A 26205-nucleotide genomic window follows, 5' to 3' on the forward strand; every position below is an offset into this window, starting at 1 on the left:
AAAGCCTCCTCTGCTGCTGTGTCAGGACGGCTACTCGCCGTCGGTAAACCGGCGGTACCACCACGGGCGGCCGCTCAGGGATTTGCCGCGCGCCCAGCGAGCCAGGCGCGTAAGCAGTTCGGTGACGCCCCAGCCAAACATCCTCAGCACGCGGAACACGGCGATGATGCCGCTTACGACGTAAATCGTGTTCATGGAGGGAAAGCGGAACCAGAAGAGGTAGAGCAGAAACAGCCAGGCGGGGATGCCGACGAAGTTCAGAGCGCTGCCGGCCCGCCGCCAGAATCCCGGCGGATAATTTTCTTTATTCAGCGTACTCACGCGGTCCCCTCCTCAAACTCGCGGCGCTGGAGCGGCGACATCACCACGGCCAGCTCGGATTCGGCAATGCGGCCCTCGCGGTACAGGCGCCAGGCCTGATCCACGATGCGGCGCTTTTCAAGCCGGATGATGTTGTTGATGTGCGCACCCCACTGTGACCACAGCATGCCGCCCAGCTTTTCGCGCAGGTAATAGTCAAAAAGGATGAACTCACGGACCGCGATGCGCTTCCCGTCGGTCGTGCGCAGCAGCGTCTGCACCACCACGTACTGCAGCACGCCCAGCAGCGACCACGCCATGGCGTCGCGGCTCTCGTGCGGGAATTCATTGATGACGCGCGGGAAGGCCTCGCCCGGCGAGTCGATGTGCGTGGTGGAGAGCATCAGGTGACCGAGCTGGCCTGCGCGGATGCCGGCGTCAATAGTCTCGCGGTCGCGCATCTCCCCCACCCCGATGACCGACGGCGCGCGTCGGAGGTCTGCGCGGATGCCCGTAGCAAAGTCCGGAATATCTTTCCCCACCTGCGACTGCAGCGGCGGCAGCACGTCGCCCGGACGGCCGAGGATGAACTCAATCGGATCCTCTTTAGTAGTGAGCTTGCGATCGGGGTCCGTATCCAGACAGTGGCGATAGGTCGAGGCGAGCGAGGTGCTTTTGCCTGAGCCGGTAATTCCACCCCACAACCCCACCCCCTTCGCTGGCAGGAGGTTTGCCATCAGCTCCGGCTCCAGCCCAAGACTTTCCAGCGGCGGGATGTCTGAAGGAATGACGCGCATTGTCCAGCCAATAGTGCTGTCCTGACGCCCCGCCGTGCCCTGTAGCAGATTGACGCGAAAGCGGATGCGCTCGCCGCGCTTCAGCCCCCAGCGCCCGGTCATGTCGCCGTCGAGTTGCATCGCACGGTCAACCGACACGCCGCCGCGCACCTGCGGGCGGAGCTCCGGGGAAAACACCTCGTCCATCAGTTTGGCCATGGTGTCGTCCGCCACCACAAACGGGCTTGCCCTGAGCAGGCGGCCGTAACGGCCGACCACAAAGTGGTTGTCGCCCTGCAGGTGAATGTCGCTCACGTTGTTGCGCGCGCACCACACCATAAAGCCGCGCAGCGTATCGGCGCTGAGTCCGCCGCTGAAGTCATAAAGTTCCAGGTCTGAGGCTGCCATCAGCGCTTCTCCGTATTGATGACCGGCTTCCACTTCGCCTTGTCGGTGACGAAGCCGGCGCGGGATTCAAGGCGTCGCTCGCGGTCGCCGGTGGTGAGTTTGTTGCTGTCGCCGGTGACCGTCTGCTGGCGCTCGGTGACCACCGGCGCGGTGATGAGGTTCTGACGGCGCAGCAGCACGTACTGCAGCATGCCGTTGTAGTCGCGCGTCAGGCGGTTGACGTTGGCCTCCAGCGTCTCGTCGGCGCTCTGACGTCCTTCCGCCCAGCCTTCGTTGACCGCCGCCTGCCATATGTCGCGCTGCACGCCGTTCTCCGGGATAAGCCCGCCTTCCGGCTCGTCCGGCGGCACCGTGCTGAGCCCGGCCATCAGCCAGCCGCGCCACGTCGGCGGGTTGCTGACGAAGCGCTCGGGCTGGATGATTTCGTACACGTGGCTCGCGGTGCGTATCTGGTCGGGCGTGACGTGCGCAACGTCCACCGCCTCGGTGATAACCGGCGGCAGCCAGCCGCGGCTGCTGATGAGCGGGCGGAAGTCATAGGTGGCATCGAGCTGCTTAGCCCGCGCCTCCAGGTCGCGGCGCAGTTCCCACGCCCGCTGCGCCTTGCCGCCGCGAAAGCCGGTGGTGCGCCCGCCCTCGGTCAGCATCTGTCGGCGGTTGTCGGAAACGTCAGCGGTGTCGCGCTTTTGCGGTGACAGGTAGGCCTCCGGCCCCGGCGGCGGCGCACCGTCAGGCCCGGGCGCAGGTGCCGCTTTCGTGAAGTGAAATCCCGCGCAGCCCGCCAGCAGAACGGGCAGCAGCAGGACGCAGAGTCGGGCTTTCATCGGCGGCCTCCCTTATGGTTACGTCCCGGCTCAGCCGGCAGCGAGGGCATAAACTGCAGCACCATCTGCCCGGGGTACGTCACGAGCGTGGCGCGCCAGGCGGTCTGCATCTGAATGATGCGCAGCAGGTTGGCGTAGGTGACGTCCTGCACCTCAATGTCCACGGGCAGTGGCAGCCGCACGCCGGCGTAGCTGAACTTCAGACCGCGGGCGCGTGCCAGCGCGCTCAGTAGCTCCAGAGCGTCGCCGTTCCAGCTGAGCGTAACGCGATCGCTGTCGGCGCGGATTGTCGCAACCGGTAGTGGTAAGGACTGGTTTAGCGAACCGGTTTGCCATAGCCCCATCATTTGCTGTGATACATAAGATGGCGGAACCGCCGGTTGTTGCGACCGACTGGACTGAAGCTGGGTGAACTGGCAACCGCAGGCAAGGGTGGCAAGCGAGAGAATCAGAAAGGCTTTTATTTTCACAGTAGATCTCCACCCTGCAACGCCGGGAGTCGAGGCAGGTTAATTAAAGTGAGAGTTAAATCCTGTGCTGAGCGGGGGGATAAACGCACAGCAATGCGCCAGGCCCGAATAATCAGGCCTGGTGTTGGTTTAATTTTCTTGAGTAATAATCCTTCGCATTCTTCACGAAGGTGGGGGAGCCCCCAAGATCAATTTCTGAAAGGATTACCGTAATTATTGAGGTACATCTGTCCAAACCGATAAGATGCATAATCTGTAAGGTGGCCGACATCGCGATATACCGGAACAGAATCTATCTGGCTTATACATTTCCCTTTCAGACACTGAATATCTTTAGGATCAATGATTATTAAAGAGGGGTAATCTGCTTTGACCTGTTCAAAGAGTGAGGCGATATACGCATCATCTTTACCTCTTGGCCTGAGAGCATTACAAGCAGAACTGGAGAATTCTTCACGAAGTATTTCATGCTTGTTTATACATTCCTGATAGTCCTGTGGCATTGGAAATATGGTCTTTATCAATACAGGTCGAGCTCCTGTTTCAACGATAATATTTAGCGCATTACGTAGGGCGCTATTCATCCTAGATTTCGACAGGAATTCAGAACGCTGGTCATCAATATTAGTTATCAAATGAGGGCCGCTGGCGTACATTTCCCAAACCTCCCCGATAACGACATAGTCATAATGGTTTTGCTGGATTAACTGAAAATAGTGCTCGGTTTTTTCATGGCATTTATCATAGACAGTATCCTTGTATATCCACCAATCGTATTGCCATATTCGCGGAAGTGTTAGACAGGACGACTCACTCAATGCGCTCATCTTAACGTGCTGATTTTTACTGAGCACATCGAAAAAGCCCCAGAAGTGGTTTGAGTTTGAGTCCCCAATCATGAGACCTGTACGGGAGCCATTAAGGTCACCTAAAAGGCATTTTTCAGGATCTTGTTCATTACCCAGGCATTGTTCGCGGTTTCCTGCGCGAGCCTCGTAATCGCTAAGTGTCGATTGTCTCTGTGCATAACCCTTGCCCAGACGTTCAGGGAACCCATCAAACTTGTTAGCTAAGGAGTAAAAGGTTGAAAAAAGAATTATTGGAAAAATAACAAGGATGGTTACTGACCGCTTCAGAGAAGTACGCACTCGTCGTAGAGGTTCTTCAACAAAGAAAAAACTGGCCAGAGAAAGAATAATTATTACAACTAACGTGATGGCTAAATACCGACCTGAAAGCGTAATGCCGGCATAACGGCTGAATGCAAAAACTGGCCAGTGCCATAAATAAAGTGAATATGAGATTTTACCAATAAATACGAGAGGTCTGAGGTTAAGTGCCTGGGTTAAATACTTTTCTTTGCAATACCCTGAGAAAAGTAGAGCTGACGTACAAAAAACGACAGCTAACGTCCATAAGTCCGGATATCTATCAATGATATTTTTGCTGACAGAAATAAAGATAATCGTCGTCAATGACACTGTTGACAGAAAAGATAAGCACCATGAGCAGCCTGTCTGAATACGTTTCTGGAGAAGAAATGCGCAGCCTCCGGCGGCAAATTCAAATGCTCGGGTTGATAGAAAATAATACGATACCCCAGGTAAGTGCTGGCTTATGAGAAGCGATGCGACAGCCAGTGACACCGTTGCAATGCCCCAAGTGAAATATTTTATTGAGTTAACATTTCTTACGTTCAGCCCTGTACGCTGTGAAACGAATTTCACTGCCATCACAATAAGAGGCAGGAAAAGATACCACTGCCACTCAATTGATAATGACCATGTATGAAGCAATGGGAAATATTCACTTTGCGGAGAGGCATAGGCGACAGACTGTCTTGCAAAGAACTGGTTCGAAAGAAAAAGGCTGTTGTACTTTGCACTCTTCAGGAAAACCAAGTAATCAGGTACAACATAGAGCAGTGATGCCGCAAGTAACGCAGCAATGCTTACAACAATCAGGGCTGGTTGAATTCGCCATAATCTGCGGTTGAAAAAATCTGCAAGACTAAAGCGTTGTTCTTGCACCTGCGTCATGATAACTCCGGTTATAAGATAACCAGAAATGACAAAGAACAGGTCTACACCGATAAATCCTGAGGAAATGGTTTCAGAACCGGCATGAAAGAGAATAACGAGAATTACTGCCACAGCCCTTAATCCGTCGATATCTCCTCGATAATGGCTATTTGTTGAATTTATACTCATTGTTGTAATGATTTAGCTTATGAAAAGTAAAGAGGATTATATTTAAATGTGGTGCAGGGTCCACATTTAAACTGAAAACTATCCTCTGTTTTGAATATTCACGGCCTGCATGAAGGCGTTATTCATAGGAATAAAGTGTGAATGAACCGGGTGAGCAGCCAAAAGATGGGTTCGGATTTGAAATTACGCTATAGCTTGTGTTCCCTGGAACCTGGAAACTTATTGTGCCTTGCTTGCCCCAGTCAACATTGCCGTCGCTGGCATTCGCAACCTGAACTCCTCCAGCGATTCCCTTCAGAGCCCAGGTATTTGAGCAGTTACCATCATTAATGCCTTTATTTACCGTTGAAGCCCCGCCAGACGCATAAATTGTTATCGTGGCAGATGAAGAGTTGAAACCGTCGTATTGATTTATAAATCCCCCTATTCCCACATAACGGCCGTTTGACTTACTGCCCTGCCATGTGCCCGAAACGCAGGAAAGGATAGCCCCTGTCGAGTCACGGCTGATAAGCCCATTTGGTGAGCATCCGCCACCAAGGGCACTGACTCCGTCTAATTGCAGTACCTCCCCGGTGGAAAGGCGGCCGTCAGCTCTGACCGTCCCCCCCCGCACTTGGCCGCCAGTGTAAATATTCTTGTTGTTGACTGAGCGAACCCACTGATCGTCCGACATATAAAAGCCGCCACCGTAGGTTTCGTTCATCCAGCCTTTGCTACCGCGGGTGATGACCCAGCCGTTGTTGCTACGTATGTCGTTGTTCGCCGTGATACCATTGCCAGCCGTTACGTTACTGCCGGCGGTGACGTTCGTTCCCGCCGACACCTGGCCGGTGAAGGCCCCCGTCGCAGCGTTGACAGTGCCGCCGCTGTTAATGTTGTTGCCGTTCATATCGATGGCCGTATGCATACGGTTCAGGTCCGGCCGGCCGGTCACCTGATAGCGGTAAAGCCTGTCGCTTTCATCAGCATCGGTGCCGAGCGCATCGGCGGACAGGAATGCTGCAAGGCGCCCCTGCTGACCGGTCAGCCCGTAGTCACCGAGCTTTGCCTGCCAGCCGCCGTCGGCGCCCACCGCGTTGTTTGCTGGCCAAACGTAGCCGCCCATGCCGTCGGTGTCCGTCGCTATCTGACGCAGGCCCTTATAGGGAATTTCGCTGCCGCCGGTGGTCAGCACGAAGGCGACCAGCTGGCCCGCCTGCCCCGGGTCTCTCGCCACCGCGAGCTGGTAGGTCTGTCCGCTGTCGTTGGTCAGTGAAAAGCCAGCCGGGAGGTAGCCCTGCGTGCGCAGCGTGGCGCCGGTAATCACGACAGGGCCGCCGGCAACCTGCGTCAGCAGCGTGTCGCGGTTGTCGCGAACGTAGCGCTTGCTCGCCTGCGCCACGAAGCTCAGATGCGAAGCCGTTCCGGTCCAGACTTTTTCCTGCTGCATGCCAGCGTAACGGTCCATGGCGCCGGGCATGATGAAGAGCACGATGGCCATCACGATACCGAGCTGAAGCAGCATATTGCCGCGGTGTACCGCGCGCGGCTTCCGTTTCAGAAATTTCATCAGAGCACTCCCGCCAGTTGTTGGGGAAAGAAAAGGCACACGCCGCACAGGTAACCAAACAGCGCGGGCGCAAAGGGTTTTGAAGTCTGGCGCGTCAGCGCCGCGCACAGGCAGCACAGCAGTAGCCCGCCGGCGGCGGCGTAGCACGCACTGCGCCACGGCAGCCAGGCGCACAGGCCGGCCATCAGATAAACGTCACCGAGCCCCATGCGCTCCTCGCGCTGGCGAAAGCTGGCCAGCCAGCGTACGGCGCCGGACAGAGCGAAAGCGGCAATACTAACGGGCAGCGCCTCGCTGAGCGGCAGCACCGCATCCGGCAGCGCCGCAGAGGCCAGACCGCCCAGCCAGAACGTCATCGTGTAGCGCAGCGGCAGCCACTGACAGCGAAGGTCGGTGAGCGTCAGCGGTACCGCAAGCACCAGCAGGAGTAAGCTACGCAGGACGGCGCTCACCGGCACCGCAGGTGGAAGCGCCAGCAGCCAGCTGGCGGTGAGCAGGTAAATCAGGGCAACCGGCGTCAGAAGCGGCCAGGTCAGAGGCGGACCGTCATGGGTGCGCAGAACGCCTGCAGCGCAAACAGCCCCGCGCAGCAGGCAAGCCATGCGCCGGCCGCCGGACCATCGGTAAATAAAGTCATGAAATTTTCCGTGTGAAAGGTCAGCGTCGGGCCATGTAGTCGGCGTATACCTTGCGGGCGTAAAGCATCCGGCGGGCGGTATTGTCGTCGGCGAAGCCGGCGTTATAGCTGCCGAGGCACTCCCACGTGACGCCGCAGACCTGCAGGTGCCGTGCGAGTATCCAGGCCCCGACCATCACGTTCAGGCAGGGTTTTGTCAGCAGGTCCTGCTCGCTCTGCAGCACGCCCATAGTGCGCAGCTGCGGCACGTGCGTGGAGTTGATCTGCATCAGGCCGAAGTCCCGGCTGGTAACCTGACCTTTTTTGTTGCGGTTATAGCCGATAGCCCCGGCGTTGAAGCCGCTTTCCACCTTGCTGATGGAGCGCAGCAGCTGCGGATCGACGTGGTAACGTGCGCCCGCCTCGTTGTAGCAGTAAGCCTGCGCCGGCAACGCGGCGCACAGCAGTAATCCGGCCACCGTCAGCAGGTATGTAAGCCTGTTCATCATGAGTCACCGTGAGTCGGTCAGAAAAGGCGCCGGGTTTCCCCGGCCCTTCATCAGGTGTTGCTGGTGAAAACCAGCGTATTGGTGCCGGTTGAGCCGCTGTCCGCCGTGCATTGTGACGCCGCCACTGCCGCGCTGACCGGTCCGCTGGTCGTGCTGCCGTTGATGCTGGTCGATGCGACGTTGTTGGCACCACTCAGTTTCTGTGACATTTGCGTACATGCCTCCATCGGCACCTGCGTGTACGTCAGGGCAAATGAGGTGTTTGACCCGCCGCCAGTGCTGACCGGCTCTACGGTGATGCTGCCATTCCAGCGGTTAGTCAGTGTGGCACTGCCCGAGGATTTAGTACCGTTGACCGCAATCGTGCCGGGTACGCCCCCAAACTTAATCAGCGCGCCGGTCATATCAGATGATGAGCTGAACTGATAAGACCCTGCTGTTTTCATCTGCCCGCGCGTATTGGTCATGATGTCGCTGGCATTAGTGATTTCTTCCGTGTAATCAGCCCGGCTGAACTGACTGTTCCCGCTGGAGATGTAGTAGATAATGGCCAGCAGAACCAGCACACCAACGATGGCGGCTTCGGTCAGATTGAACGCACCGCGATGAACGGCAGAGATAGTTTTTTTCTTCAGGATGGACATAAAAACCTCAGAGGTGATTATCAGTGGTTGCCGATTAGATCGCTCAGGTTCTGTGTGGCAATGAACGTGAGCAGCAGATAGCCGGCGCAGATGAGCATGCCGGCTACCTGGAGTAACCGGGTGGTACGTTTTATTCTTTCGATGGTTTTGGTAAGCCACATGCGGGCAAAGTTTTCGATATTGTCTTCACCTCCGGGGCTTGCCGTCAGCAGGCTCAGGCGATCGATTGCATCACGGGAAGGAAAGACATAGCCGCTGTCAGCCAGCGCCAGACCGAGATGCTTACCGCGTGCGACCTGACGCTTCGCTGCAGTCAGCCGTTCATACAGCCATGGCGTCGCGTTTCGGCTCAGCATGTCAAGCGCCTCATCTGTGCGGACGTTTGCACGCAGCAATGCGCTGAGGTTCAGCAGAAAAGAGACGCCCTGCATTTCACGGTAAAGGCTCCAGGGGAAAAGACGGTCAAGAACGCGCTTCCGGGCAGGGCCGGTTAGACGGGGTAAGGACCAGATGACCCACCCGCTGAATACCGCCAGCGCGACAGCCAGCAGATATCGGTTATCGATAAAAAAGTGCGTGAGGCTTCCGAGCCACCACAGCGCACCCGTCCAGTTTTCTACCGGCACCATCCGTTCAAGCTGGGGAAGAAACCGCTCGTACACCATTTTCATCATGTAGAACGTGCTTCCCAGCAGCAGGGCGGGGTAGCTGAGGTTGGAAATGGTGATCGACTTCATCTCCCCCATACCCTTAACGACAAAAATCGCCCTGTGCAGCGCCCCCTGCAAATCCTTAGCCGCGCGTCCGGCCCGCAGAATGGTCGTTTCCTGAGGAGGCACCCATCCAGCAAGGCCCGCTTCAATCCCCCGCCCGCGAGTAAGGGCGCGCCTGACATCACTAAGACACAGCAGCATCGGATCATTTTTACGTCTGCGGCTGCGCTGCATACCCGCGATGGCGTCCTCCGTCTTCTGGTTGCTCTCAAGCAAAAACGCCAGGTCTTCGTAGAGTGTTGTGCGGTCCGAGGTACTGAACGTTTTCTGCCCGATCCATCGCCCAAGCTCTTCGGACGTTGCGCTGCCCTTTTTTAACAATGCCCGAATACGCTCAAGCAGCACGCGAATAAATTCAGCCATGATCCCCTCCGCTGCCTGAAGGGCTCACCGCCTCCGCCGGGAGCAGGTTCAGGGTGTCCTCATCGAGCGGACTGAGTTTGTCTGCATCGATGGGGTCAACCTCGCCTGCCGCGATGTAGCGCATCAGGTGCATGCCGCGGGTGATGCCGTCCATGTGATGCACCCAGTAGCTGCGCGCGGCGAGTTTGCCTTGCTCGCGGTAAAGCTGCATAAAGCGGGCGTCAGGGCGAATAACCTCAGCAATGACTTTACGTCCCGTGATGCCGTGCCAGCAGCCGGCCGCGTCGCAGCCTTCGTGGTTACGGAACGCGACGGTTGCGGTATCACAGTACGTTTCGACCAGCTCGCGATCGTCTTCCGCAAGTGTTTCCCTGACGTCGGCCCAGTATTTTTTGCAGGACGTACAGAGTGTCTGCACCAGTCGCTGGGCAATGAGGCCAATAAAGACCTGTGAATCCATCACCATACCGGGTGCGATGTTCAGGGTATCGGTTAGGCGGTCGACGATGCCCGTAGCATCGTTAGCATGCGTTGTTGACAACACCAGACTGCCGCTCTTTCCTTCGCTAATACAGCCGTCAGCAGAATCGCCGTCGCGAATCTCACCAACGACTACAGCATCAGGATCAAGACGCTTGAATGCAGCCTGACGGCGCTGCCAGGCACGGTTGACGGAGGAGGGATCATTACGGTCTGCAATAATTGTGGTCTGCACAGCCCTTTTTACTTTTCCCTCAACCGGGTCCTCAACCGTGAGCAACCGGCGGCGTCCCCCTGTCAGCTCAATGTATATCTGGCAGAAAGTTCGCATGGTGGTGCTTTTACCAGAGCCTGTGGGCCCGGCCGTAATAACGATACCTTCCGGACGCTGGAGCATTCGTCGGATAAGCTTTTGCTGTTCCGGCAGGTAGCCCAGTACGTCCAGCGAAGGAGCGTTATCACTTTCATCAAGGATCACGCGCAGCACCACGTAAAGTCCTGATTCGGTAGGTACTGCAGAATAACGGGCAGCATAGAGACCGAGCTCTTTTACGAACTCATTGCGCAGGCGGCCGTCCTGCTCATCACTTTCACTGAACTGCTGCGGCGCCACGTCACACATCGACATCACGATAGTAGAGGCGAGATTCATGCCTTCTTCCACGCTGAGCTCCGACTGCAGCTCAAGGTCACCGTGAATACGGAACACTACTGCCGTGATATTTTCGGCACCGATGAGGATGTGAATGTCTGACGCGTGTGCTTTTCCCGCGCGGCGCATGAACTCAACCACCTGCTCCTGCTCTTGTGACCATGCTGCGCCACTGCCACCGGCGCTACCGCGACCCTGCTGTAAACGACGCAGCTCGCTCAGATGAACGGGCTGCAGGGCCGGCTGCGGCCGCTGCCGCATCGCACGGGCAATATCTGACTGCACCGCAGGACTGTTGCGGTGCTCAATGGAGACGTACAGCCGACCCTGTTCAGGGTTACTTGTGTCCAGATAAAGCCAGTTAACGGCTTGTTCGCTGAATTCCATTCGTCTACCCCGCGAAGGCCAGTGAAACGAGGCCTTTGTCAGGACTGCTGACAGTCACCTCGCTGAATGTGATTTTTGCCACCGTCCAGGCGGTGCCCGGAATGCGGCTGCCTGCCTGAACGCGCACCTGATTGCCGCCGTCGAGCTGGAGCGTGGCGGAGAGCTGCTGGCCGCCGGAAATTTCCACAATCAGCGGCAGCGCGCGGCTCTCCTGTGCGGGTTTGGGTGCGGAGCTGTCCTTCACCGGCGCGGCAGGCTGCGGATTAAATGGCCCGCCCGTACCGGCGTCATAGCCGTTTTTCTGCAGCTCGTTGAACGCTTTGGCCTGCGCCAGCTGCGCCTCGTACAGCAGGGTTTTGGCCTGAATATCTTCCAGCCGGCCGAGGCTGGTATCGCTTGCGCCGGCATCAGGAGAGGCTGCCGGGCCAGACGCATTCGGCCCTTCAGTCGCTGCGGGAGCGGCGACGGCCAGCTGACTGGCGATCAGCGCGGGCAGCAGCAGGTAACGCCACTTAATTCTCTGCATAGAGCATTCCTTCCAGGGTGTAGGTCAGCCGGCTGCTGTGCAGCTCGGCCTTTACGGAACTCAGCCGCAGCCCGTTACCCGGGAAGCGCGAAGCGTCGAACAGCCGGTCCGGCGGGATATCGGTGATAAAGGTGAAGCTGTAACGCTTCCACGGCAGCGGGATATGCTCCTGCCCGATGGTCTGGGTCAGCGCTACAGGTTCGCTGAAGCGCAGGTTTGCCCGCAGGCGCTGCGCGTAGCTGGTCATGCGGCGAAGCTGCTCGTCCCCCGGCAGCAACATCTCGGCCGGCGCAGCGGCAAAGCGGACAGTCTCCTTAAATGACGCGTCGTCGGACGGCCCGGGCATGTTGAACACGGCCTGCGTCCCTGCCCCGTAAAGCTGCGGCAGCCGTGCGGCAAAGTCCCCCACAGTGCCGCCGTCCGGCAGGGCGTAGTGCAGCGTAAGCTGCCCTGTGGCCTCGCACGTTGCCCGGCTGAACACCCAGCCGGCAATCGACAGCGGTGCCTGACGCCACTGCTTCACGCACGCGTTGAGCATGCCGGAGAAATCAGGCTGGGCACTCCACGGCTTGCTCAGGCTAGCGGGTTTCAGCGCGGCCGCTTCGCGCGCGCGGGTCAATTCGGCCTGCACCCAGGCAGCGTGCTCGGCCTTTTGTTTTTCCTCCAGCCAGTGATTGCCGTACCAGGCACCTGCCGCCAGAACCGCGCCCAGGAGAAGCAGCCCGGAAGCGGTACGGCTGTCCGTTTTGTTCAGCAGCGCCCGGGGTGGCACTCGGCTCGGGATCAATGAATTAAGCTGGTCACGGCGCGCGTCGGGCAGGTCCAGCAGGGTGTCCGGATCGAACACGGTCCACCCCGCAGACGGTGCCGGCGCCGTGGCGCGAAACAGTTCGGCGGCGCGGAGTGCAGTGGCCGCGTCTCCCGTTACGTCCCCATAAGGCGATGGGTGACCGCCGCTGACCGCCATAAACCAGTACCTTCCGCCGGGAAGCAGAAAGATGCCCCAGCAGTCGGCGGGCACGCTCCCGAGCAGAGTCGCCGCCAGCGAAGCCGGGCGCTTACCCTTGGGAAGAACGGTCGTATCGTCGGCGAGAGTGCCCAGCCAGGTGGCGGGCTCATCGGCCGTGCCGGCGGGCAGCGCCAGCCAGTGGCTGGCGAGCTGGTCACGGGCCTCAATGCGCATGCGCCGGCGCCCGCGCACGGACACCCACTGCCAGTGCAGGCCGGCAATCAGCGCGTACTTCCCGGAGGGGACCACGCTGACTCCGGGCTGCGTCAGTTCAGACGTCATAAAGCCTCCTTATCCCAGCACGACAGGCGTTACGAGGATGATGAACATGCGGCGACTGTCGTCACCACGCGCGCCACCACCCAGGCCAAAGAAGCTGTAGCTCCCCGTGCCCTGCCGGTTAGCCGAATCGCTTAGCTGCTCATAGCCGCTCAGAACCAGCGTCTGGCCAGACTGCATGATCACGCGCTGGATGATTGTTTTTGGCGTGGTCCTTGCCAGCTGGGAACTTTGACCGCCAGACGTGAAAGGTGTGAAAACAGGGTCCTCGGACATGCTGATGGAGAACTCCAGCTGCATTTTTGGCGAGTTGGGGAACAGTAGCGGCAGCGCCGTCATGTTGAAGCCAGTTGTAATGGTCTCTTTAGTTATCGAGGTGCTGGTCCCGACGTTGGCCGTCTGGCTGGTGCTGATGTTGGGTACATAGTCCTGCTGGATAGCATTCTGAACCGGCACGGCCGAGAGGTTAGTGGTCAGCGCCGAGGCGGATGTCACCACGCTGAGCTTCGCCTGCTCGTCCAGCGCTTTAAGGAATGTCTGCGTACCCTCCCCTTTGCCGTCGAGAATGGCCACACCGCCGCTTAGCGCGTCAGAGGCGGCTCCTGTGAACGGGCTCGTCAGCGACAGGCCCACGCTGCCGGTATTCAGTACCGCATTCCAGTCGATCCCCAGCTGGTTCTGATGGCGGTTTTCAATGCTGAAGACCTTGACCGAAATCATCACCTGACGATTAAGCTCGCGGTTGCGGTCGTCAATGTAGCGGCCGATGGCGTCGAGCACGCGAGGCGTATCGGTAACCGTCAGCACGCCGGCGGAGAGGTTAAGGCGCCCTGAGCCCGGCGTCAGCATCGACTTCACCGTGCTTTCCACATCTTTAAAGATGTTGGACTTGATGGTCGCCGTCGTGGTCTGGCTGGTGCTGTTGTCACCGGTGTTACCACCACCGCCGCCAGACCCGCTAGACGATGTGGTACCGCTCACCGTTTTCGACACGAAACTCGCGTCGTTGTCCATGAAGTTAATGGCGAAGTTGCGGGTATCAAGCCAGAAGATGGCAATGTGCCCGTACTCATAGCGCCAGGAAAGCCCGAGACGCGTGGTCACGTTGTCCAGCAAGCCGCTGAGCGACCCGTTCCAGCTGACGCCGCGCAGTCCGCCGTCACCTTGCTGCACCGCGACCGGCTGACTGCTGGTCTGCCCCATAGCGGCCAGCGGCACCATGCCGCTGGCGTCCGGCGCCGGCAATGGGCCGGGCATTTTTTCTGTCCTGCCACCGCCACTGCTGCCGGCCATGGCCGCCTGCGCGTCCGGGGTCACGACCACCGGAATGCGGCACTGATCGGTAATAAAGGCGCTGACGTAGGCGAGCGTGACGCTGCCGGGACGGTTAATTTTGACTGCGCAGGGCGGAAGTTCGGGACGCTGCCCGGCGAGCCCGTTCAGGGGTACCGGGTTAATCCATTGAGATGTCAGGTCGCGCACGACCTGTCCGCTTTCAAGCGCTCGCTTGTGCGCATCGGCCTGCGCCTCTGCGGCAGCAGACCGCTTTTCAGTGGCGTCCACGCGGTCAAGCGTACTGCAGCCGCTGGCCAGCAGGCAGAGCGCTGCCGCCGTGGTCAGCCGGTGAGGTATTTTCATTGCTGTGTCCTGTAAGAAAGGGAAAGTCAGTTAACCCACACCACGCTGCCGTCGGGGATGGCGGAGGGGACTGTGAGCTGCATGTCAGCGCCGGAATTGTCGACCAGGCGGCGCGATACCACCCGTCCGGCCAGCGCAGAGTGACGGGTCTGCGTCAGCAGCGCCGTCATCAGCCCGGGCTGAGCCGCGCGCCACACGTAGGTCCTGCCGCTGGCGATGACGTTGCTGAGGCCGGCGACACTTTTCCAGCCGGTAAGCTGCGCGTCGCTGACGCTGAGGTTATCCGCTGAGGGATTCAGATAGCGCCAGTCGTTGATGCGGTTCATGTAGCGCACCATCTGCGTGGCCTGCAGGCTCTGCGTCTGATCCTGCAGCTGCCCCGCCTCCTGCACGGCCCGCTGCTCGGGGGAGATCCCGCCCAGCAGCAATCCAGCAAAGAGAACCAGCAGCCAGTACATGATCATTACTGCACCTCCTTATCGTCCACCGACACCACGCACTGTGCGGCACGCACGCCCGCGTAAAGGGGCACCTTCGCGGTCCCGTAGAGGGTGAAGAGCCGGTTCAGCATCTCGCGGAAGCTGCCGTCAAAGTTGAGCGGTGCGTCTACCCGGTAGTTGGTTGGCGTCAGCCAGGCCACGGTCCAGTTCTTAATGCCCGGCACGGTACACGTCTCCGCGGCAGCCTGGCTGTAAAGCCAGTCCTTCACGGTGCTGCCCGTCTCAATGCGCCAGTGGCGAACCTGAACCACTGGCGGCGGTATCATCGGCAGGACGGGCACGCGGGTTATTGCAGGTGAAACCGGCACGCTTGTCGCCCCGGCAGCTTTTGATGTGGCATCGCCGTGGAACGGGTTACGTCCGGTGGTCGGCAGTGGCACAGCTTTCACCGCCCCGGCCGGAGCCGGTCTGACGGGCACGGCGGCAGGAACCGGTGGCGATATTGCTTTGTCTGCGCTGCGTGCCGTCTGCGCGCGCTGCGCGGGTTCTACGGTGACGGTGCCGGTTTTCGCGTTAACGGTCGCCTTCATCCCGCGCCCGGCCAGCAGCTTGTCCACGACGAACGGCCAGCGATCGTTGCCCGTCCACTGCCACAGCTCGGGCGCGTCGGCGGAAACAGCTTTGTCGAACACCACCGTGTGTCCGGGCGGGATAATTTTGCGCAGGGCTGCACGAAGCGTTGGCGCCGCGCCACCCTGATGCACGAAGCCGTCGGAAGGCCCGGCGCCCGCCGTGGACGGTGGCGCTGCGGTGCCTCTGAAAACAGGGGACCCGCCCGCCGAGACAGCCGGTTTCGACAGCAGTGGCGCGGGAGCTTTCGTGCCCGACGGTGAAGCCGGGCGTTGCGCGGAAGGCGTGCTCTGGTGCACCCGGTACTGCATGGCGCTGATGTCGGCCGCGCTGCGCGAGAGGATGCCGTCAACCACGCTGCCCGAGGGCGGCCCGGTGATGACCGCCTGCTGCGCGCAGCCAGTGAGAAACAGGACCGGTATCAGCCCTGCCCGTTCGGTAAATGACATAGAGAGAACTCCGGATAACTCAGGGCTGCACCGTCTCTGCGGCGGCCGGAGCCGGGCCAGCAAAAACCGTGCGGGAAGGCAGGCTAAACCTGCCGGTCAGAAGGGGTGTTGCGGCGCCGGGTGCCTCCCGGTGCTCTGGCCAGACTGACAGACGCCAGAGCGGCATGACTTAGACTTGTAGCATCGCATTAATAAGCAATAAGACGATGTCAGTCTGACCGCGTGCGCTGGCCGCAGGTCCGCCACAACGAAAAGCGCACTGACCGGTCAGGGTGAGTGCGCTTTTCGTTGCAGGGAAAGAAATGGCCCGGACACGCCGGGCAGACGTCAGGCGGAAAACGTTGCGCCAATAAGCCACACAAGCCAGCCGTCACGTACGGCGTGCACCGACACAACGGTATCGCCGTCTCTGAGCAGAACCCGCCCGTTAACCCGCGATTTCTCCCCGGGAGTGCGACTGCCGGGAGAGGACGCGCTGTCTGACAGGCTGAATTTCACCACGCGTGACGGGAGTTTTCGAGTCTGAGGACCCGCTGTCAGCACGGCTGAGTAAGCACCTGAGGCGTTGTCAACGCTCAATGGCAGGCTGTCTTCGGACGCAGTAACTCCCCTGAGATTCGCGACAAAGACGGCAAGCTTGTCATGCTCCAGGCGCTGCATGATGGCATCTGCCGCTAAAGAGGTGATGACTTGAGTGTTATCAGAACTCAGCGACTCGGGTGTACTGTAGCGGACAGGCTGCAGAATGTCCTTCAGCCCGCGATCACCCGCGCTGACGTGCCAGACGCTGACGCTGAATGCACTGCAGCTCTGACATTCGCCAGCAGGATAAGCCTGTGGGGCCACGTTTTTTTCGTGGGGAAGGCAGGATGTCATGACAAGCGGAGAAACGAGCGCCAGCGCCAGACCGGCGCAACGGAGAAGTGTCTTGTTCATGATTTTATTCCTTCAGAGGCCGCCCTTTTGCGAGAAGGGCCCGGCTGCGAAACGGGCGGTGCTGGCCGGCAGGTACGAAGCGCTCGCCGGAAGGATGCGCGCAGGAACACAGAGCGTTTCATAAATTATTTCCGGCGCCTTCATTTAGCTTCAGATGCCGGTCTCTCAGAGAGCTACTACCTGTTTCATCCTGAGCTTTATCAGACTTCTGTGGGCGAATGCCGTCACAGCGCTGATACCAGAATTCAACACGTTCAGCCCGCGGGCTCACCAGGCCGAATCTCATCGCCGTACGGAAATTCACGCTGTGGCGCAGCGCTCTGTCGACCTGCTCTGCGAGCAGCGCCCTGAACTCATCAGGAGTGGAATTTCCTTTGATCATCCGGCAGGAGGTGCAGACGGGAACAATTCCCCCCTCAACGAACTCTTTGCTGATAGCTTCAGCGTGCCATCCTTGAGCGGGCAGCGCTTCACCACAGTAGGCGCAGCAGCCGTTAAACTGCCGCCGCAGCGCTTCGCGTTTGGATTTTGAAAGATGCATGATTTCACCCCATGAAATACGCCCGCGTCCCCGGGCATCCGTTTAAATGAAACGATTAAAAGACTATCCGGGCAGACCCACTCGCGAGAGTGGGCCGGCACAGAATGCTCTGTGTCACTGTGCGTTTTGCGAATTGAAACCGTCAGGGATGCCCGTTCACGACCGCACGAAAGTGCAGGGCTAATCTTCTCCAGATACAGGTTGTGTCCGGCGGACCGCGCCGAGGCCTGATGCAGTAAATGCACCGGTCGAACTGGATACATCGAATTTGTACGTAGGGGTATAACGGTTACGTTCCACAATTCCGACTTTGCGCGGTGCCCGCCTGTAAAGCCGCACAGTCGTTTCTTTGTGGCTTTACTGTTCTCCCGACGTAGTGCAGGCCATGACGTAGCCTCCGGACATCTTCCGCGCATCGGTAAAGGATGCCGGCAAGAGAGGACCCTGAGGTCGGGAATATAAAAACGGGCACATTGTTAAAGAGCAGAAGAGTTTTCAGGCAAAACGATGCCCTGCGCAGGAGCGCATAATTCAGTCAAAAAGAAGGCCAGCAATTATTCTTGCTGGCTGAAGAAATTATTTAATAGCTTTGTCGCTGTCTTCAGCGGTAAACCGGCGCCCTGGTGTGGCGAGGTCAGTAAAAGATTTAAGATGGTCTTCAAGGCGCACAAGCGCCTCTTTTGTATTACTGCGACCAGAACGGTCTGCGGCCTGGCTCAGCATTGCGGTCATCTCAGGCGAGAGGCGCAGCAGGACTTGCATTCCTTTATCTTTATTGATGTGAGCAGGCATCTGTATTCTTCCGTAACCGAGTGTATGGATCGTGTTAGCAATGTAAGCATTAAATAAGATTGGTCCTAAAAAGAAAACACCCCCTAAAAAGGGGGTAGTTAGTTATCTTATTGATAATAAATAAAAAGCAGCTTAAAAAAGCTGCTTTGACACTAAAAAATCTTTTAATAGTTTAATGCTTATAAAGTTAAGGCAAATTATTGCCATACATAAAGCTAGAAATACTCATCATCACCCGAAGTACCACAACACCCCGAAGTAATTTCATATTACTTGCTCTAAGACGTTTTTGAGCAGCAACTAATGAGTCTTTAACTGTATCAACTGTGACATTACGATACTCTGCTATTTCCTCAGCTGACCAGGATGAAAACACGAGCATACATACATGTGCTGACTGAATTTCGGTCAATTCAGGAAAGAACTTGTTTAGATGAGAAAAATGACTAAGATCCTCGGCAGCCATAGCAGCCTCCTAGACAGGTTGTTAAGGTTAGCTGGTTGTACAGGCTCCTAACCCTGTGCAATCAGCGACAAAATACTTCCGTTTGGCTTATGTCTCTCTTTTCAAACCCCTCATGGTCGTGGTAAATCTCTGTTTACAGGACGTAAATCTTGCTCATCCCTGTTCTGAGGTTCTGCCTGATTCAGTTCTGGCTGTACATTCTGATTCCGCATGCTTTCTTCAGTAGCGTGTACGCTGGCCATCAGTTTCGGATCGCTGACTTTAAACACGTGCCCGTCACGCTTAGTAATGTTACGGACTACGCCAGAATACAGTACGCGGTTAACGGCTTTCTCCTCTCCTGTCAGCGTCGTATTATCGCCGCTGTGCCACGCAGTAATCTCTGCAGCAAGGTCATTGTTAGAACGGTCAGACTTGTTGTCAGCCGCAGCGTAAACCTCAACCCTGTCACCAAAATCGGTAACTGCGGGCTTACCGTCGCGCAGGTAGCTAACCGTTCCGTCACGGAGAAGACGCGTTTCGTGCTCGCTTGATTTAAATGTTGGAACGTTGTCACCCGGGCCGTAATGAATGACGGCTTTAGGTTCCGGCCACCCACTATTCTGCTTACGGGCGGCGCGCTTCTCACGATAAGCCCAGCCACGCATCTGGCTGAGTGCTGCAGCATCCCCTTTCAGCGCTTCTCGCTCAACCCATGACTTCCAGTTCAGCGGACGGCCTTCGCCGGTTTCTTTGAGAGTCTGACGCTCCTCACGCAGTTGCAGGCGCAGTTCGGCCATCGCCTTCATCTTTTCGAATTCGGCAACGCGGTACATAAGCTTGCGCATCAGCGGATCCCTGACAGTATCGCGGACGTGTGCTTTAGCAACCACGCAGTGTGACGCAATCTGGCGGAAGCGCTCACCCGCACGCAGATCAGGTTTCTCCCAGCCGGTACGATATGCATCATAGCGGGCACGCAGAATATCGCGTGCAACGGCGCGTGCTTCACGACGTTCGCGGCGGGCTTCCTGATCGCGCACGTGCAGCTGCGGCATGTAACAGGTTTGCATATGAAGCATACCGTCTTCAGGCCTGTCAGGATTATAAACGGGAGGTGCTGGCTGATACTTCCCGTGCTGACTGACCATAGAGATCAAGCTGATATCCGGATGTACGTCTGAGGCTTTCACACTGACGCCTTCCGGATTCATCAAATCGTAAACGGCAAGTCCGCCGTTCTGCTCACGCACTCCCAGCCCGCGGGTATAGAGAACATTATGGAGGCGATCCCAGCTGAGTTTATCCTGCGCAATCACGTCAGATAACACCTGCCGCGTTTCGCGTACTGCATAGCCGTGAAGACTTTCTTTATCGGAAAAGATTTCGCGCTTAGCAGCACCGCGAGGGGCAGAAGGCATGTCGCGGCGGGTACGATGGAGATCACCATACTGATCCATGTGCCAGCTGCCGTTATCCACGTTAAAACCAAACTCACGCTCCAGCACGCGGCAGCACTTCTGCAGCGTGTCCGCATCGTTCCACATGTTTTGTGCAGCATAGGTCTGCGGATGAACGCGGTTAGCCGACACGTGGCAGTGAACGTTGTCAGTATCGCGGTGAATGGCGGCCACGTACTGATGCTCTTCCATGCCGAGCTGTTTCAGGCTGTAGCGAACGGAGCGGAAAATCGCGTCCGGTGACGGGTCTTCTTCGCCCTGCCAGGAAAGAATGAAGTGATAAACCGCATCCTTACAGTGACGATTCTGGTCAGCTATCAGGTTCATTTCGGTTGCGGCAGTTTCCAGTGACCAGCAGTTGGTTTCACACAGCACCTCACCCGAGAGCACGCGCTGAATGCCCTCGGGTGAAATGCTGACAATTTCGCTTGCGGGTGCTGCACGCTTACGTCCGACGTAGTCAACCAGCTGACCAAATCCGGGCGTAGAAATGTACTCAGCTCCCGGAGCCTGCTCTGCTGCATCAGGGGATACAACCTCAGTACTTTTCTTTTCCTCGCGCGTGCTCACGTAGCTAACCAGCTTCTTAAAGCTGGTCTTCTTATCGCGGCGCTTTGGCGGGATGATCACGTTCATTCGTCTTTCATGTCCTCAACCGGCACCGGCGTCATGTCCAGCGCGTTAATAGCATGCTTGATGCTCGTCAGAACTTCGGAGAACTGGTGGCTGAGCTCGGTTGTCATGTTCGCCTGCATCTGGGTATACAGGTGTTTCTGCAGGCCGCCCAGACGTAGCAGCTCGTTCATCATGCGAATGTCGGTGCGTACGGTAATGCGTCGGTTGAGTGCCGTACGGCGCAGGTACTCAGATGTCGTCAGGCCGGCGGCCAGTGCCTTCTTATTGATGGCCTCAAACTCTGCATCGGTGCAGCGGCATTTAACCAGTTTTTCTCTCTGACGCTTTTCACTTTTCGACATAACTCAACCTTGGCACATTACCCGGGTCTCGGGGCGGAGCCCTGAGCAGGTCGTTTTGGGAATCACTGCCAGCGTGCTGGCGGTGGTCACAAAACATTTCCTGTCCCGTCATTTAATCAACTGTTCGTATTTTGCCACTTAGCTGGTCAGAAGTAAACCGGCGTCATGTGGGGTGAGGTACTGGAAATTCCCATGAATACGGGGCAGAATCACTGTTTTCACATGATTTTCATTGGAGTGGTTATGGCTACGCAGCAATTTTTCACACAGCAGCAGATTGAAGAGGCAAAAACCCGGCTGGAAAACCTTCCGGATTTATCGCCAACACGAATTACCAGAAACGATGCGCTGGAAAATCTTCGCTCCACAATTCTGATGCTGGCAAAAGAAAAGGGTTACACCGTTAAAGATATTAAGTCGGCGCTGGATTCAATGAAATTTGTTTTCAGTGAGCGATCAATTTCTGAAATTCTCAAAGAAGATGATAGCGGTAAAAAGCGTCAGGGCGGAAAGCTTAGAAGGAAAAGTGATTCAGTAAAAAATACAGGTGAGTCCGTTCAGCAGCAGAACTAATGACAAAAAAAAGGAGCCGTTTTGGCTCCCTTATCGTTTGTCAGGACTTCAGTTCCTTCATTTTTTCTGCAAGTGACCAGAGAAAACGATTGGTTTTAATATCACCATCAATACCGTTAATAGGGCGGGTTTTTGTAAGTCCACCTTTGGCCGTTCTCCCGCGCAGACCACCACGGATAACGTTCTCCTGTGTACGCTGATACACGGTCCACAGGTCATCCGCATTGTCTTCACGACGGCGAACCTGTAACAGCGAATCGGCACTGATTGGAACGTGCTGCCCGTCATAACGAAACTCCAGCGCAGTTTCAGCAAAAGCAGCCTGCTCGCCGCGATCGAGATAGATGCGCTTCATCTCTTCGCGTGAATGTTCGATTTCCCCGAACCGGTCCAGAATTTCATATGCGCCCTCAATCACCTTACCAACAATGTCGCCCTTGTGTGGCACGCGGATTTGCCCGAACACCTCGCCGCAAACCATACCGTTCGCACAGATGTGACGGAACTGGCCGGGGATCATCTGATAGCTGCTGCTGCCATCGTGGCTGTTCAGAAGCAGAATTTCTGAAACTTCTGAATCCTTAATCTGGTCGTGACGACGAAGGCGCAGAAGGTGCTTTGCGTGGTCGATGCGGTCAGTATCGCGCACGCGCTGCTGGCAGGCGTAAAACGGTTCGAAACCTTCCTGACGCAGACGGGTAAGCAGAGCGATTGTTGGGATATAGGTGTATCGCTCGCTGCGTGAGCCGTGCTTGTCTTCAGAAAAGACGCTCGGCACAACCTGCTTCAGTTCGTCGTCCGTTAGCGGACGATCACGACGAATAGCACCCGCACTGCGAAAACCGGAAAACATACGTCCCATCATAATTAAATCCTCACATCAAAATTTTTAGAAGCCGCCCCGTGAAGGGCGGCGGGTTGTTGGTCAGGCTACGGCACGGCGTATTTCAAGAGAGCGAAGGAATTCACCCCACTCGCTGCTGCGCATGGCAGGTACGCGAACGCTTTTACGCTTGCGCACGCAGTGCAACACGTGGCGGCTGCGCGCACGGATTTCCGGCGAAATCGCCTTCGTTTCCGGATCGCTGTGGCGATGACGCACCTGCACCTTCTTAACGCCGGGCTTTACATAACCTGCAACCGATGTGATGATGCTGAGGTCGGCAGTTTTCATGATTAACTCCATTTTTTCTGTTGACTATCCGGACGGTCATTTGGTCGTGTCGTCCGGGGTGAAGGGGCGGAATTTCCGCCCTTTTTCTTTGCCGCCTGTCAGGACTCGCGGCGGATAACCGTATAACCAATATCGAACTCGTAAACGGCAACCGGCCATCGGTTGCGCAGGTAAAGCTTCAGGGCTTCAGGCTCTTCAGTTGGCTCATCGATCACGTCCAGCCCTTCAAACGCATCACCGGTCAGACCCGACGGCCCCAGAAATTCACCGCATGACCAGACGTATTTGCAGACATCCAGAAACTGATTTGCTGTCAGCTCCGGGCCTGTAACTTCAGTACCTTCCAAAACGTTTTTCATCAGTCAGCCCTCATGCTGTGTGATTCTGTTCTGCAGCGCGTTGCGTTATCGCAGGACGGCGGCTGAAGCCAGAAAAGACCTCCTCTGACGCGGATTTTTCTTTTCCGGGCTGGCCTTTCGCGGCGAGGGCCGAGTAGCAACGACGAAGAGAGGGCATAAAGGGGCGGAGGCAAAAAGTTTTTGTGGCCCTTCCGCAAAAAGTTTTTGACGGAGTGCATTTCACCCCTTTTTGAACGAACCGGCGGTGCTACGAAAAGCCCCTCCGCGTAAGGCACGACCGGAAAAACGGGAAAGACGTCAGAAGGGGGAATTGCAGCCCGCAACGCGGGATGACAACAGAGTTCCGGCGGCTTTATGCCGGAACGGTGAAAGCAGACGGCGCAGCCGTCAGCGGCCGTTGACCCTGGACATCAGCCCGAAACCGCTTGCGGCCGAAACCCGAAGGGGTTCGGTGGCGCTTAGCGGCTTGCCGCTTAGCGACGTAGGGCTCGACGACCCGGCTTGCCGGGGAGCCGAAGGGGGCCCACGCAGTTGCTGTTGAATTGAATTTAACGGTGATCGGCGGGCAGAACGGATGAACAAAAAAGGTAAACGCACAGCATCATCACACCACAACGCAAAGGCGTGTTCAGCAGGACGGCGATGGCCGGTGCGTCAGCACCGGCTTTTCCCTGTCCCCTAGCTCGGGGTCAATGCTCAGGCGCCTGGCCCCGACTCTTTAAGCTGCCTGATAGCGTCGGCAATGGCGTTTTCAATAATGCTGCTGATCCTCAGGAGCTCATCGTCCTTCAGGCTGCGGTTGATACTGAATTCAACAGAATCTGTTACCAGCTGCACATAGCCTTCCTGCGAGCTGAACATCGCGTCGGTAATGTCGGTCAGGGTCATCTGTTTACTCTCCCACGGATTCAGAACTGAAATGCATCCGGGCCGTTTCCAGCAACGATTCAAACGAGGTGGCGCAGGCGTCCGGATAGCAGTGCGCGCACAGGTGCATCAGGTTTGACAGCAGGTCAGTGATGGCTGTTTCTGCCGGTTCGCAGTCGCCGTCAATATCGGTCGCGGCAGCAAAAAAGAGCAGCGTGGACGCTGCAACGCCCGTGCGGCGGGTGTTATCCGCTTCATACGGCAGCACATCGGTGTCAGCCGCTAAAATGCGCAAATCGTCGAGATCAGTCTCAGCGTCACAAGGTGCGGCAGCGGTTAATGCATGGTTCATAGAGGTTTCCTGGTCAGGCAGTCAGCTCTGCGGAGTCATCCGGAGCGGGTAACGAAAAGGGGCGGGGGCAACCCCCTGCCCCTTTTCGCATCAGGCGCAGATTTTGCGGTTATAGATGACTTTAAAATCGCTGCATTCAGCGCAATCGCGCAGCGGCACCAGGCGCACCACGTTTTGCGCAACACCGTTTATGGTCAGCACGCGCTCGATACCCGCGAGCCAGTCCTCCGCCGGATTCAGCGGGAACCAGAGATTGCTGTTGATGCCGCTCAGCAGCGGATCGCTGCAGACGTGTACCGCGCGACCGTAGCCCGTGGTTTCGCTGCATGTCACGGTAAGCTCTCCGCGCACGTCCCGGGTGACCGCGCTGCGGGCCAGCTGCGTGACGATATCGTCCCAGCTCCAGTCACTGTCATCGGGCACCGGCAGATCAAAACAGCGCAGCGATTTACTGCCCGCGCGCGCCATACGCTGGGCCAGCCCCATAATCGAGGCTTCGTGGCTCGCGGCGTCCGCGCCGGTTATCCAGTTGCCATTATGAAAAAATGCCTCATCGCCGTTATCCAGGCGGATAAAGCAGTATTCGCCCAGCACGCGGGTGATGTCAGCCTGGGTGACTGTCGGCAGGAAAACCGGGACGCTGAGGGTAATTTCGCTGCTCATGCTTTGTTCCCCGCCAGGTTATTAATGGTGGCCACGAACTGGCGCAGACGTGAAACCGGCCTGGCGATTACGCGCGCCAGCTGGCCATAGCGCAGTGCGTTTACAAAAGTCAGCACCTGTGCGACGATTTGCGGGTCAAAAATCATAAAACTCTCCTGAGGGTTTGGTTTTGATAAGGCAGTCAGGTGGGACTGGCCGCCGTGGAAAAAGCAGGGGCAACCCTGCTTTTTTTACGCCTGGTCGCTGTGAATATCAGAAGCTTTGTCCTGCCCTAGTTCGCGCGCAAGCCACTGACTGGCGTTCATCCAGACAGACTCGCCGTGAGGCCCGAATAGTGACAGAGCGATGTGCCCGGCCTTTGTCCAGGCCGCGATTGACGCTGCTGGAAGTGATGCGACCTGACCAGCCAGTGCAGTGGCTGCGACTGCTTTAGCCATATCATGCAACTCAAAACTGACAAATTCGCGGCGTTCGCTGAAGCTCAGGGCCTGCCTGTACAGCGCTTTCAGTGAAACCAGCCTTTCATCCAGCGACTTACATACACCGCTCTGCGTGATATGGCGACGAAGCCAGTAGCCCGCTTCAGATTCAAAGTTAAAAGCTCGCCAGATAAGAGCGCCCGACGGCTCACGCACGACCAGGCGGAAATGGCTGCCCTGATCGTCTTCAATGAACACATTGCTGAAGACGGCTGTGATGATTACAGCCTGCTCGCGTGTAAACGCACCGTCGCCCAGCGCCGCTACGCAGCGCAGTTCAGTGGTGGTGCCCGTCTGGGTTGAGGTCATGATGTGCTCCTTACTGGAAATTAATGGTCGGGCTGACGGCCGTGCGGTACCCGAAAAGCCCTTCTCTGACGCGGTTTTCTTCTTTCCGTTCTGGCCTTTCGCGGCGAGGGCCGAGTAGCAACGACGAAGAGAGGGCATAAAGGGGCGGAGACAAAAAGTTTTTGTGGCCCTTTCGCAAAAAGTTTTTGGCGGAGTGCATTTCACCCCTTTCTGCACGAACCGGCGGTGCTACGAAAAGCCCTCTGCGAAAGACCAGGACGGAATGCAGGGAAGCGTCAGAAGGGACGTTTCAGACCGCCCTGCGGGCTGGCCTTATAGTCCCGGCGGGGTTTACCGGGACGGT

Annotated in this window: 30 protein-coding genes and 1 pseudogene; 1 reads left to right on the forward strand and 30 read right to left on the reverse strand. The window is 57.3% G+C overall.

Annotated elements, in window-relative coordinates; all coding sequences use genetic code 11:
- Nucleotides 1–30: 30 nt before the first annotated feature.
- From K5Y30_RS23385 to mobA, 22 genes are all read right to left on the reverse strand, one after another.
- Nucleotides 31–321 (reverse strand): conjugal transfer protein, encoded by a 291-nt coding sequence (locus K5Y30_RS23385; protein ID WP_222213638.1) that lies wholly within the window; start codon nt 319–321, stop codon nt 31–33.
- The gene (gene traJ / locus K5Y30_RS23390; protein ID WP_222213640.1) at nt 318–1484 is read right to left on the reverse strand and encodes a plasmid transfer ATPase TraJ; all 1167 of its coding nucleotides are present in this window, start codon (nt 1482–1484) and stop codon (nt 318–320) included. The genes K5Y30_RS23385 and traJ overlap by 4 nt, the downstream gene beginning before the upstream one ends.
- On the reverse strand, nt 1484–2308 hold the full coding sequence (locus tag K5Y30_RS23395; protein ID WP_222213642.1) for a type IV secretory system conjugative DNA transfer family protein: 825 nt from the start codon (nt 2306–2308) through the stop codon (nt 1484–1486). The genes traJ and K5Y30_RS23395 overlap by 1 nt, the downstream gene beginning before the upstream one ends.
- Entirely contained in the window at nt 2305–2778 is a 474-nt protein-coding gene (locus tag K5Y30_RS23400; RefSeq protein ID WP_370634239.1) for a DotD/TraH family lipoprotein, read from the reverse strand. Before K5Y30_RS23400 ends, K5Y30_RS23395 begins: the two co-directional genes overlap by 4 nt.
- A 188-nt stretch (nt 2779–2966) precedes the next feature.
- The gene (locus K5Y30_RS23405; RefSeq protein WP_255606769.1) at nt 2967–4988 is read right to left on the reverse strand and encodes an acyltransferase family protein; all 2022 of its coding nucleotides are present in this window, start codon (nt 4986–4988) and stop codon (nt 2967–2969) included.
- A 118-nt stretch (nt 4989–5106) separates the two neighbouring features.
- Nucleotides 5107–6540: a shufflon system plasmid conjugative transfer pilus tip adhesin PilV gene (gene pilV / locus K5Y30_RS23410; protein WP_255606770.1), complete on the reverse strand. Its 1434-nt coding sequence runs from the start codon at nt 6538–6540 to the stop codon at nt 5107–5109.
- On the reverse strand, nt 6540–7142 hold the full coding sequence (locus K5Y30_RS23415) for a prepilin peptidase (protein ID WP_222213646.1): 603 nt from the start codon (nt 7140–7142) through the stop codon (nt 6540–6542). The genes pilV and K5Y30_RS23415 overlap by 1 nt, the downstream gene beginning before the upstream one ends.
- 55 nt (nt 7143–7197) lie before the next feature.
- Nucleotides 7198–7662, reverse strand: a complete 465-nt coding sequence (locus K5Y30_RS23420) for a lytic transglycosylase domain-containing protein (protein ID WP_222213790.1) — start codon at nt 7660–7662, stop codon at nt 7198–7200.
- 53 nt (nt 7663–7715) lie between these two features.
- Complete coding sequence (locus K5Y30_RS23425; RefSeq protein ID WP_222213649.1) at nt 7716–8309, reverse strand: type 4 pilus major pilin; 594 nt, start codon at nt 8307–8309, stop codon at nt 7716–7718.
- A gap of 20 nt (nt 8310–8329) precedes the next feature.
- Complete coding sequence (locus K5Y30_RS23430) at nt 8330–9445, reverse strand: type II secretion system F family protein (RefSeq protein ID WP_222213651.1); 1116 nt, start codon at nt 9443–9445, stop codon at nt 8330–8332.
- Nucleotides 9438–10964, reverse strand: coding sequence for a GspE/PulE family protein (locus tag K5Y30_RS23435; RefSeq protein ID WP_222213653.1), 1527 nt, complete (start codon nt 10962–10964; stop codon nt 9438–9440). The genes K5Y30_RS23430 and K5Y30_RS23435 overlap by 8 nt, the downstream gene beginning before the upstream one ends.
- 4 nt (nt 10965–10968) lie before the next feature.
- Nucleotides 10969–11490 (reverse strand): type IV pilus biogenesis protein PilP, encoded by a 522-nt coding sequence (gene pilP, locus K5Y30_RS23440; protein ID WP_222213655.1) that lies wholly within the window; start codon nt 11488–11490, stop codon nt 10969–10971.
- Nucleotides 11477–12781: a type 4b pilus protein PilO2 gene (gene pilO2, locus K5Y30_RS23445; protein ID WP_222213657.1), complete on the reverse strand. Its 1305-nt coding sequence runs from the start codon at nt 12779–12781 to the stop codon at nt 11477–11479. The genes pilP and pilO2 overlap by 14 nt, the downstream gene beginning before the upstream one ends.
- 9 nt (nt 12782–12790) lie before the next feature.
- The gene (locus K5Y30_RS23450; protein WP_222213659.1) at nt 12791–14416 is read right to left on the reverse strand and encodes a PilN family type IVB pilus formation outer membrane protein; all 1626 of its coding nucleotides are present in this window, start codon (nt 14414–14416) and stop codon (nt 12791–12793) included.
- 26 nt (nt 14417–14442) lie between these two features.
- Entirely contained in the window at nt 14443–14880 is a 438-nt protein-coding gene (pilM, locus tag K5Y30_RS23455) for a type IV pilus biogenesis protein PilM (RefSeq protein WP_222213660.1), read from the reverse strand.
- Nucleotides 14880–15935, reverse strand: coding sequence for a TcpQ domain-containing protein (locus K5Y30_RS23460; protein WP_222213662.1), 1056 nt, complete (start codon nt 15933–15935; stop codon nt 14880–14882). Before K5Y30_RS23460 ends, pilM begins: the two co-directional genes overlap by 1 nt.
- A gap of 327 nt (nt 15936–16262) precedes the next feature.
- Complete coding sequence (locus K5Y30_RS23465) at nt 16263–16871, reverse strand: hypothetical protein (RefSeq protein WP_222213664.1); 609 nt, start codon at nt 16869–16871, stop codon at nt 16263–16265.
- 118 nt (nt 16872–16989) lie between these two features.
- Nucleotides 16990–17412 carry an HNH endonuclease gene (locus K5Y30_RS23470; RefSeq protein ID WP_222213666.1) on the reverse strand — a complete coding sequence of 141 codons (423 nt, stop codon included), beginning with the start codon at nt 17410–17412 and terminating at the stop codon, nt 16990–16992.
- A 576-nt stretch (nt 17413–17988) separates the two neighbouring features.
- Nucleotides 17989–18204, reverse strand: coding sequence for a TraY domain-containing protein (locus K5Y30_RS23475; protein WP_222213668.1), 216 nt, complete (start codon nt 18202–18204; stop codon nt 17989–17991).
- Nucleotides 18205–18391: 187 nt separating this feature from the next.
- Entirely contained in the window at nt 18392–18670 is a 279-nt protein-coding gene (locus K5Y30_RS23480) for a TraJ protein (RefSeq protein WP_222213670.1), read from the reverse strand.
- A gap of 110 nt (nt 18671–18780) precedes the next feature.
- Nucleotides 18781–20745 (reverse strand): TraI/MobA(P) family conjugative relaxase, encoded by a 1965-nt coding sequence (gene traI / locus K5Y30_RS23485; RefSeq protein ID WP_222213672.1) that lies wholly within the window; start codon nt 20743–20745, stop codon nt 18781–18783.
- The gene (mobA, locus tag K5Y30_RS23490; RefSeq protein WP_222213673.1) at nt 20742–21086 is read right to left on the reverse strand and encodes a plasmid mobilization protein MobA; all 345 of its coding nucleotides are present in this window, start codon (nt 21084–21086) and stop codon (nt 20742–20744) included. Before mobA ends, traI begins: the two co-directional genes overlap by 4 nt.
- Nucleotides 21087–21329: 243 nt before the next feature.
- Here mobA and K5Y30_RS23495 point away from each other — a divergent pair, with 243 nt between their 5' ends.
- A complete protein-coding gene (locus tag K5Y30_RS23495; protein ID WP_222213675.1) occupies nt 21330–21659 on the forward strand; it encodes a hypothetical protein in 330 nt (109 codons plus the stop codon).
- Between the two features lie 40 nt (nt 21660–21699).
- On the opposite strand, the gene K5Y30_RS23500 is transcribed toward K5Y30_RS23495, so the two are convergent.
- From K5Y30_RS23500 to K5Y30_RS24980, 8 genes and pseudogenes are all read right to left on the reverse strand, one after another.
- Nucleotides 21700–22521, reverse strand: coding sequence for a DUF932 domain-containing protein (locus K5Y30_RS23500; RefSeq protein ID WP_222213792.1), 822 nt, complete (start codon nt 22519–22521; stop codon nt 21700–21702).
- Nucleotides 22522–22584: 63 nt separating this feature from the next.
- Nucleotides 22585–22833, reverse strand: a complete 249-nt coding sequence (locus tag K5Y30_RS23505; protein ID WP_222213677.1) for a hypothetical protein — start codon at nt 22831–22833, stop codon at nt 22585–22587.
- A 98-nt stretch (nt 22834–22931) separates the two neighbouring features.
- Nucleotides 22932–23192: a hypothetical protein gene (locus K5Y30_RS23510; protein WP_222213679.1), complete on the reverse strand. Its 261-nt coding sequence runs from the start codon at nt 23190–23192 to the stop codon at nt 22932–22934.
- A gap of 696 nt (nt 23193–23888) precedes the next feature.
- Nucleotides 23889–24080 carry a hypothetical protein gene (locus K5Y30_RS23515; RefSeq protein ID WP_222213681.1) on the reverse strand — a complete coding sequence of 64 codons (192 nt, stop codon included), beginning with the start codon at nt 24078–24080 and terminating at the stop codon, nt 23889–23891.
- Nucleotides 24081–24084: 4 nt separating this feature from the next.
- Nucleotides 24085–24411, reverse strand: a complete 327-nt coding sequence (locus K5Y30_RS23520; RefSeq protein WP_222213683.1) for a hypothetical protein — start codon at nt 24409–24411, stop codon at nt 24085–24087.
- 90 nt (nt 24412–24501) lie between these two features.
- Nucleotides 24502–25074, reverse strand: a complete 573-nt coding sequence (locus K5Y30_RS23525; protein WP_222213684.1) for a hypothetical protein — start codon at nt 25072–25074, stop codon at nt 24502–24504.
- The gene (locus tag K5Y30_RS23530; RefSeq protein ID WP_222213686.1) at nt 25071–25220 is read right to left on the reverse strand and encodes a succinate dehydrogenase flavoprotein subunit; all 150 of its coding nucleotides are present in this window, start codon (nt 25218–25220) and stop codon (nt 25071–25073) included. Before K5Y30_RS23530 ends, K5Y30_RS23525 begins: the two co-directional genes overlap by 4 nt.
- 387 nt (nt 25221–25607) lie before the next feature.
- A pseudogene (locus K5Y30_RS24980) lies at nt 25608–25862 on the reverse strand (DUF905 family protein); the annotation flags it as partial.
- Nucleotides 25863–26205 lie beyond the last annotated feature (343 nt).

It is taken from the genome of Pantoea sp. DY-5, assembly GCF_019795955.1.
GTDB lineage: Bacteria > Pseudomonadota > Gammaproteobacteria > Enterobacterales > Enterobacteriaceae > Pantoea > Pantoea leporis.

Coding starts and splice junctions, on each gene's coding strand:
- K5Y30_RS23460 (WP_222213662.1), bottom strand. CDS start 15,935: ATGTCATTTACCGAACGGGCAGGGCTGATACCGGTCCTGTTTCTCACT.
- K5Y30_RS23510 (WP_222213679.1), bottom strand. CDS start 23,192: ATGAAAAACGTTTTGGAAGGTACTGAAGTTACAGGCCCGGAGCTGACA.
- K5Y30_RS23500 (WP_222213792.1), bottom strand. CDS start 22,521: ATGGGACGTATGTTTTCCGGTTTTCGCAGTGCGGGTGCTATTCGTCGT.
- K5Y30_RS23425 (WP_222213649.1), bottom strand. CDS start 8,309: ATGTCCATCCTGAAGAAAAAAACTATCTCTGCCGTTCATCGCGGTGCG.
- K5Y30_RS23450 (WP_222213659.1), bottom strand. CDS start 14,416: ATGAAAATACCTCACCGGCTGACCACGGCGGCAGCGCTCTGCCTGCTG.
- K5Y30_RS23520 (WP_222213683.1), bottom strand. CDS start 24,411: ATGAACCATGCATTAACCGCTGCCGCACCTTGTGACGCTGAGACTGAT.
- K5Y30_RS23465 (WP_222213664.1), bottom strand. CDS start 16,871: ATGAACAAGACACTTCTCCGTTGCGCCGGTCTGGCGCTGGCGCTCGTT.
- K5Y30_RS23475 (WP_222213668.1), bottom strand. CDS start 18,204: ATGCCTGCTCACATCAATAAAGATAAAGGAATGCAAGTCCTGCTGCGC.
- pilP (WP_222213655.1), bottom strand. CDS start 11,490: ATGCAGAGAATTAAGTGGCGTTACCTGCTGCTGCCCGCGCTGATCGCC.
- K5Y30_RS23505 (WP_222213677.1), bottom strand. CDS start 22,833: ATGAAAACTGCCGACCTCAGCATCATCACATCGGTTGCAGGTTATGTA.
- K5Y30_RS23530 (WP_222213686.1), bottom strand. CDS start 25,220: ATGATTTTTGACCCGCAAATCGTCGCACAGGTGCTGACTTTTGTAAAC.
- K5Y30_RS23435 (WP_222213653.1), bottom strand. CDS start 10,964: ATGGAATTCAGCGAACAAGCCGTTAACTGGCTTTATCTGGACACAAGT.
- K5Y30_RS23415 (WP_222213646.1), bottom strand. CDS start 7,142: ATGGCTTGCCTGCTGCGCGGGGCTGTTTGCGCTGCAGGCGTTCTGCGC.
- K5Y30_RS23430 (WP_222213651.1), bottom strand. CDS start 9,445: ATGGCTGAATTTATTCGCGTGCTGCTTGAGCGTATTCGGGCATTGTTA.
- traI (WP_222213672.1), bottom strand. CDS start 20,745: ATGAACGTGATCATCCCGCCAAAGCGCCGCGATAAGAAGACCAGCTTT.
- K5Y30_RS23480 (WP_222213670.1), bottom strand. CDS start 18,670: ATGGCTGCCGAGGATCTTAGTCATTTTTCTCATCTAAACAAGTTCTTT.
- mobA (WP_222213673.1), bottom strand. CDS start 21,086: ATGTCGAAAAGTGAAAAGCGTCAGAGAGAAAAACTGGTTAAATGCCGC.
- K5Y30_RS23515 (WP_222213681.1), bottom strand. CDS start 24,080: ATGACCCTGACCGACATTACCGACGCGATGTTCAGCTCGCAGGAAGGC.
- K5Y30_RS23495 (WP_222213675.1), top strand. CDS start 21,330: ATGGCTACGCAGCAATTTTTCACACAGCAGCAGATTGAAGAGGCAAAA.
- K5Y30_RS23395 (WP_222213642.1), bottom strand. CDS start 2,308: ATGAAAGCCCGACTCTGCGTCCTGCTGCTGCCCGTTCTGCTGGCGGGC.
- traJ (WP_222213640.1), bottom strand. CDS start 1,484: ATGGCAGCCTCAGACCTGGAACTTTATGACTTCAGCGGCGGACTCAGC.
- pilO2 (WP_222213657.1), bottom strand. CDS start 12,781: ATGACGTCTGAACTGACGCAGCCCGGAGTCAGCGTGGTCCCCTCCGGG.
- K5Y30_RS23420 (WP_222213790.1), bottom strand. CDS start 7,662: ATGAACAGGCTTACATACCTGCTGACGGTGGCCGGATTACTGCTGTGC.
- pilV (WP_255606770.1), bottom strand. CDS start 6,540: ATGAAATTTCTGAAACGGAAGCCGCGCGCGGTACACCGCGGCAATATG.
- K5Y30_RS23525 (WP_222213684.1), bottom strand. CDS start 25,074: ATGAGCAGCGAAATTACCCTCAGCGTCCCGGTTTTCCTGCCGACAGTC.
- K5Y30_RS23470 (WP_222213666.1), bottom strand. CDS start 17,412: ATGCATCTTTCAAAATCCAAACGCGAAGCGCTGCGGCGGCAGTTTAAC.
- pilM (WP_222213660.1), bottom strand. CDS start 14,880: ATGATCATGTACTGGCTGCTGGTTCTCTTTGCTGGATTGCTGCTGGGC.
- K5Y30_RS23405 (WP_255606769.1), bottom strand. CDS start 4,988: ATGAGTATAAATTCAACAAATAGCCATTATCGAGGAGATATCGACGGA.